The sequence below is a fragment of the Streptosporangium sp. NPDC002524 genome (assembly GCF_040295985.1).
GTDB lineage: Bacteria > Actinomycetota > Actinomycetes > Streptosporangiales > Streptosporangiaceae > Streptosporangium.
This window is the reverse complement of record NZ_JBEOWK010000063.1, coordinates 1-6,911: the sequence shown is the minus strand read 5'-3', so window position 1 is coordinate 6,911 and position 6,911 is coordinate 1. Positions and strand designations below refer to the sequence as shown.

Sequence of the window (6,911 nt, the reverse complement as noted above, 5' to 3'; positions counted from 1 at the left end):
CGTGCGCCGCTGCCTCAAGGTGGTGCTGAAGGAGGAGGCCGAGCATCACCGTTACGCGGTGCGCGACCTCGCCGTGATCGAGGCCGGTGCCTGAAACGACCTTCAGCCGCATCGCGTGCCGCCAGGACGGTCATCCAACGGTCACGTCGATCACAAGACCACGCTGAAGCACCCAATTCTGCAGATTCGACCGGTTCGCCGTCGACCACCTGGTCCGCGCCCACCGCTGGTCCACCGCCCCGCCTGATCCGTACCCGACAACCCCCGGAGGATCGATGCCCCTCGTCGCCGGGGTCGACTCGTCGACCCAGTCGTGCAAAGTCGTCATCCGCGACGCCGAGACCGGGAAGCTGGTGCGCGAAGGGCGCGCACCGCACCCCGTCGGCACCGCCGTGCCGCCGGCCGCGTGGGAGGCCGCGCTGTCCGACGCGGTCGCACAGGCCGGCGGGCTGGACGACGTGGCGGCCGCCTCGATCGCCGGGCAGCAGCAGGGCATGGTGTGCCTGGACGACGACGGCGCGGTGATCCGGGACGCCGTGCTGTGGAACGACACCCGCTCGGCCGGCGCCGCCGCCGACCTGATCTCGGATCTCGGCGGCGGCGAGGCGGGGCGGCGAGCATGGGCACAGGCGGTCGGCCTGGTACCGGTGGCCAGCTTCACCGTCACCAAGCTGCGCTGGCTGGCTTCGGCGGAGCCGGACAACGCCGCCCGTACCGCCGCGGTGTGCCTGCCGCACGACTGGCTGACCTGGCGGCTGTCCGGCGCACCGGGGCTCGACGCGCTGCGCACCGACCGCAGCGAGGCCAGCGGGACCGGATACTGGTCGGCCGCGGCCGGTGAGTACCGCCTGGACCTGATCCGGCTGGCGTTCGGTCGCGACGATGTGCTGTTGCCGCAGGTGCTCGGGCCGACCGGCCAGGCCGGGCAGCTGCGCACCGGCGCGCCACTGGGCCCCGGCGCCGGCGACTGCGCCGCGGCCGCGTTGGGTGCCGGCGCCGAGCTGGGCGACGTGATCGTGTCGATCGGCACCTCCGGCATAGTGTCCACCGTTTCCGACGTGCCGGCCGCGGACCCGAGCGGGATCGTGGCCGGGTTCGCCGATATGACCGGCCGGTTCCTGCCGGTCGTGTGCACGCTCAACGCCGCCCGGGTGCTGGACGCGGCCGCGGCCATGCTGCGGGTGGACCACGCAGAGCTGTCGGCGCTGGCGCTGTCCGCCCCGCCGGGCGCCGACGGGCTGACCCTGGTGCCCTACCTGGAAGGCGAGCGCACACCGAACCGCCCGCACGCCACCGGAGCCGTGCACGGCCTGACCCTGCGGACCTCGACCCCCGCGCACCTGGCCCGCGCGGCGGTGGAGGGCATGCTGTGCGCACTCGCCGACGGGCTGGACGCGATGATCGCGCAGGGCACGACGGTCAACCGGGTCATCCTGGTCGGCGGCGGTGCCCGCTCGGAGGCGGTGCGCCGGATCGCGCCCACGATCTTCGGTCGCCCCGTGCTCGTCCCACCGCTGGGTGAGTACGTCGCCGACGGCGCCGCCCGCCAGGCGGCCTGGGTGTTGTCGGGCGGGCGGCGGCCGCCGTCGTGGACGGTCGGGCAGGTCGAGACGCACGAGGCGGACGCCGTGCCGGCGATCCGCGAACGGTACGCCGTGGCCTGCGCGAACGTCCTCGACCGCACCGGCTGATGGCGGCGGAGCCGGTCAGCGGGCCGGCGCTACGAGAACAAGGATCGCGTCACGAGCCCGGACGGCGGGCTTCGCGCGGGTAGTCCGCCCGGCCGAAACCACATCGGCGGCGCGGTCGTCACGAGCGGCGGCCGGCGTCGCGCCGCAGGTGCTCCACGCCGGTGGGCAGGCCTCTCGCCGAGTGCGGCCAGGCGCCGACACAGCTTCCCGTGGTGCCGGTGCCGGCCGATCGAGTGGTCGCCGGGAGGGGCGAAGGCCGGATCGGTGAGCAGCCGCAGCCCGCCGATCTCGATCAGCGCGGCCGGCCCGCCGATCGGCTTGAGACGAAGAGCGTCGCCGGGGGTCACCAATGATGACCGCTATATCCATTCTCACGCGGTTCCGGCTTTCGAGCTTTCGAGCTTTCGGTTATGAGCCGATGATCGCCGCGACGCGGTGGCGACCGCCCGGCCACCTCACCCCACCCCGGCGTCACACTCTGCGCGTATGAAATATTACAAAAAGTGACACCGTAGGGCGGGGTCCCGCGCCCGCCTCCACGACACCCACGACATCCACCCCGGGAACGGAGAAACCCGATGAAGCACATCCTGCTCGGCGGCCTGGAGGTCTCCCGCATCGGCCTGGGCGCGATGGGGATGTCCCACGGCTACACCGGCGCCGGCACCGACGAGGCCGAGTCCGTACGTACCCTCCACCGCGCTCTGGAGCTGGGCGTCACCTTCGTGGACACCGCCGAGATCTACGGCCCCTACACCAACGAGGAGCTCCTCGGCCGGGCCCTGAAGGGCCGTCGCGACCAGGTGGTGCTGGCCACCAAGTTCGGCCTGGTCTCCCACGGTGGCGCCGGCCCCTGGAACCTCGACAGCAGCCCCGCCAACATCCGCACCGCGGTCGAGGGCTCGCTCAGGCGTCTGGGCACCGACCACATCGACCTGTACTACCAGCACCGGGTCGATCCGGCCACGCCCATCGAGGACACCGTCGGCGCGCTGGCCGAACTGGTCACCCAGGGCAAGATCGGCCACATCGGCCTGTCCGAGGCGGGCCCGGAGACCATCCGCCGCGCCCACGCGGTCCACCCGGTCACCGCCGTCCAGTCGGAGTACTCGCTGTGGACCCGCGGCCTGGAGGAGCGCGTCCTGCCGGTGCTGCGCGAGCTGGGCGTCGGCCTGGTGCCGTTCTCGCCGCTGGGACGCGGCCTCCTGACCGGGAAGGTCCGCTCCACCGACGGCTTCGCCGAGGACGACTTCCGCCGCGGCAACCCGCGTTTCACCGGTGAGAACTTCCAGCACAACCTGCGCATCGCCGACGAGGTCGAGACCGTGGCCGCCGAGGCGGACGCCACCCCCGCCCAGGTCGCGCTGGCCTGGTTGCTGGCCCAGGGCGACGACATCGCCCCCATTCCGGGCACCAAGCATGTCAGCCGGGTGGAGGAGAACACCGCCGCCGACGGCGTCCTGTTGACCCCCCGGCAGCTCGACCGCCTCTCCGACCTCCCTCCGGCCGCGGGAGACACCCACCCCGAAGCCGGCCTGCGGATGATGGAGCGCTGACCCGGGAGGTCCGGGAAGTGTCCGAGGAGCACACTCCGTGCGAGCAGCCGTCATGTCCGAGCCGTGGACGCGGGACCCCGGCGAGGACGGCACGCCGGTGCCGCAGTCGTGCCCGCCCGCCGCACCGGAACGGCGCTCGTTCCTGCGGGGCACGTTCCTGACCGGAGGGCCGTGATGGCCGGCGTCCCGATCCTCGGCCGCGCCGGACCCGACATCGACGCGTGGCTGCGCCGCACCGGCCTGCCCCGCCGATGAACCCCGGCCACGGCTCGGCGCCGGGCCGCCGGACCCGGGACGCGGGCCTCCGGCTCCCCGGCTCCCCGGCTCCCCGGCTCCCGACGGGAACGAGGACCTTCCGGCCGCCAAATCTTGACAGGGGATCACCAAGACGAGCGCGTGGGCGCGTCCCCGGGCGGCGGCGATGTGAGGCTGGGACGAGACCGGCCTCGCGTCGCGGGAACAGGGGTGATTCGATGAAGATCAACCGATTCGGCGGACCGGTGCTCTCGCTCTTCCGCATGGTGACGGGCTTCCTCTTCCTCTGCCACGGCGTGGCGTCGATGTTCGGCGTCTTCGGCGGCAACCCCGCCACCGGCCGGGCCGTCGACTTCGCGGTCTGGCCGGGCTGGTGGGCCGCGCTCGTCCAGGTGCTCTGCGGCGGACTCGTCCTCGCCGGACTCCTCACCCGCCCGGCCGCGATCCTCGCGTCCGGCTCGATGGCGTACGCGTTCTTCGTGGTGCACCTGCCGCAGGAACTCCTGCCGCTGCGCAACGGCGGTGAGCCGTCGGTGATGTTCTGCTGGTCGTTCCTGCTCATCGCCGTGCTGGGCGCGGGCCCGTGGGCGCTCGACAGCCTGCTCCGGCGCCACCGGGACGACTCCCGGGAGCCCGGCCCCGCCGCCCATGTCCCCGTACGTTCCGGGGGGAACTGACCCCCGCCACCGGCGGCCCGGCCGCCACCCGGCGGAAAATCCGTACTTTTCTCATCTTCTCGGCGGGATTCGCGAAAAGCCCACGTCAGCGCGTGCGGACCGGCTCGGAGCGAGGATCGGCCCGACCGTACGGCATGGCACACGAGAGCACGTTTCCGCAGGTCAGGCAGAACATGAATGCACCTTTCACGTTTGCCAAACCCGGATCGCGTGGTCAAGGATTGAGCATCTCCGATCGCGCCCCCGGCACAGGGGTTCGTTCGGCATGCCACCCACCGCCCGCGCCCACCCCGAGGAGGGGACGATGATCCATGCCCGAGGGCTGACCCGGCGATTCAAGGTCAGGAAGGGAAGCGTCGACGCCGTACGCGGCCTCGACATCGATGTGGAGGCGGGCCAGCTGGTCGCCTTTCTCGGTCCCAACGGCGCCGGGAAGTCCACCAGCCTGCGCATGCTGACCTCCCTGCTCCCGCCGACCTCGGGAACCGCGATCGTCGCGGGCCGCGACGTCGTGTCGGACCCGGCGGGGGTCCGCGCCCGCATCGGGTACGTCGGCCAGAAGAACGGCTCCGGCGAGAACTTCCGCGTGCGCGACGAGCTGGTGACCCAGGCGCGCTGCTACGGCCTTCGCCGGCCGGAGGCGTACCGGCGGGCCGACGAGATCCTCGGCCTGCTGGACCTGGAGTCGCTCGCCACCCGCAAGCCCGCCACCCTGTCGGGCGGCCAGCGCCGCCGCCTCGACATCGCGCTGGGGCTCATCCACCGGCCCGAGCTGCTGTTCCTGGACGAGCCCTCGACCGGTCTCGACCCGCAGAGCCGCGCCAACATCTGGGAGCACATCCTGCGGCTGCGCGAGCTGCACGGCACGACCCTCTTCCTCACCACCCACTACCTGGAGGAGGCCGACAGCATGGCCGAGCGGGTGGTGATCATCGACCACGGCCGGATCATCGCCGACGGGACGGCCGAGCGGCTGAAGGGCGACCTGGCCGGTGACCGCATCACGATCACCGTCCACGACGGGCCGGAGGCGGTGCTGGCCGCCGGGATCGCCGAGCGGCTCGCCGGTCCCGGCGCGGTCACCGTGGACGGGACGACGGTGCGGCTGCGGGTGCCCCACGCGGGCGCGGCGCTGCCGGAATATCTCCGGTCGCTGGAGTCGTCCGGGGTGAAGGTCGGCACCGCCGAGACCACCCGTCCCACGCTGGACGACGTTTTCCTCGCGCTGACCGGCCGCAGCCTGCGCGAGAGCGACGAGGCGGGTGAGCTCCCGGACGAGCCCGGCGGTTCTTCGGACAGGATCGCCGAACCCTCGGGCAGGACCGGCGAGCCCTCGCACGACACGAGCGGCGTCTGACCGTCCCCGCAGTCCCCGCAGTCCTCGACAATCTGGCCGTACCGCCATCCCGCAGTCCTCGCAGTCCTCGCAGTCCTCGACGATCTCGCAGCCCCCACTCCTCGCGGTCCCCGGCGACCTCGTCGATCTCGCCGTCCCCGCCGCCCCGCCGTCTTCGCCGATTCCGCCGATTCCGGTGGGCCTGGAGTTCCCGGCTTCCCGGCGTTCCCGCCGATTTCCAGCGTTCCCGACGTCCCCTGACGTCCCGCGGCGTCCTCGGCGTCCCCCGCGATTCCCCCCATTGGTCAGAAAGGCCACACCGTGAGCGTGCAGTTCTTCCGTGACACCGGAACCGTCTTCTCCCGCGAGTTCGCCCCCGTGGTGCGCGAACCCCTCGGGCTCCTCTTCACCATGGGCCAGCCGCTGCTCTTCCTGTTCCTGTTCGGCCCGCTGCTCTCCGGAGTGGGGAGTTTCGAGGGAGGGGGCTCGCCGTGGCAGTGGTTCGTGCCCGGCATCCTGATCATGATGTGCCTGTCCGGGCCGATGATGGCCGGATACTCCCTGCTGATCGATCTGATCGGCGGCTCGATGGAGCGCATGCTGGTCACCCCGCTGAACCGCACGGCGATGCTGATCGGCCGGACGATGAAGGAGTTCGCCATCCTGCTGGCCCAGGCCGTGCTGATCATCGTCCTCGCGGTGCCGCTGGGCTTCCGCCCGCACCTCGCGGGCGTGCTGGCCGGTCTGGCGGTGCTGGTCGTGTTCGGGGTCGGCCTGGGCGCGCTCTCCTTCGCCCTCGCGATCGCGTCCAGTCCGGGCGGTGATCTGTTCTACGGGGTCACCCAGATGGTGATGTTCCCGCTCATGCTGCTGTCGGGCGTACTGCTGCCGATGGACTCGGGCCCGGCGTGGCTCCAGACCGCCGCCGCGCTGAATCCGGTCTCCTACGTCGTCGAGGCGGAGCGGGCGCTGTTCTCCGGCCGCTTCACGGACGTGTCGGTGCTGTACGGGACGCTCTGCGCCTGCGCCGTCGCCGCGGTGGGCCTGGTGGTCGGCACCAGGGCGATGCGCCGCGGCGTCTGACCCTTTCGGAGAGGTCGTGTTCCGGGATCGCCGTACGGCCGGGGGCACCGAGGCCCGGCCGCCCGTCGCGGAGGCGCGCACCCCGGCGGGGTGCGGAAACGGGGGCCGGGTACGGGGGCGGGTACGGGGAACGACCGGCCGCCCGGGGAGATCCCGGGCGGCCGGCCGGTCAGGCCGGCGACGCCGGAGACGTGCCGTGGCGGAGGATCACCACGGGGACGGCGCCGGCGGCGGGGGGGGGGGCGCGGGGGGGGCGGGGGGGGGGTGGGTTGGGTTGGAGGCAGAGGAGCGTGGGGCCCGCGCCGCGGGGGAG

6 protein-coding genes are annotated in these 6,911 nt (G+C 72.7%); all 6 read left to right on the top strand.

What is annotated here, in order from left to right; genetic code table 11:
• Positions 1-275 precede the first annotated feature (275 nt).
• Complete coding sequence (locus tag ABT053_RS43140) at positions 276-1,691, top strand: xylulokinase (protein WP_350977970.1); 1,416 nt, start codon at positions 276-278, stop codon at positions 1,689-1,691.
• A gap of 578 nt (positions 1,692-2,269) precedes the next feature.
• Positions 2,270-3,247 (top strand): aldo/keto reductase, encoded by a 978-nt coding sequence (locus tag ABT053_RS43135; RefSeq protein WP_350977968.1) that lies wholly within the window; start codon positions 2,270-2,272, stop codon positions 3,245-3,247.
• A 37-nt stretch (positions 3,248-3,284) separates the two neighbouring features.
• On the top strand, positions 3,285-3,422 hold the full coding sequence (locus ABT053_RS43130) for a hypothetical protein (RefSeq protein WP_350977966.1): 138 nt from the start codon (positions 3,285-3,287) through the stop codon (positions 3,420-3,422).
• Between the two features lie 298 nt (positions 3,423-3,720).
• A complete protein-coding gene (locus ABT053_RS43125; RefSeq protein WP_350977964.1) occupies positions 3,721-4,179 on the top strand; it encodes a DoxX family protein in 459 nt (152 codons plus the stop codon).
• A 304-nt stretch (positions 4,180-4,483) separates the two neighbouring features.
• Positions 4,484-5,536: an ATP-binding cassette domain-containing protein gene (locus tag ABT053_RS43120; protein ID WP_350977961.1), complete on the top strand. Its 1,053-nt coding sequence runs from the start codon at positions 4,484-4,486 to the stop codon at positions 5,534-5,536.
• Positions 5,537-5,836: 300 nt separating this feature from the next.
• A complete protein-coding gene (locus ABT053_RS43115) occupies positions 5,837-6,598 on the top strand; it encodes an ABC transporter permease (protein ID WP_350977958.1) in 762 nt (253 codons plus the stop codon).
• Positions 6,599-6,911 lie beyond the last annotated feature (313 nt).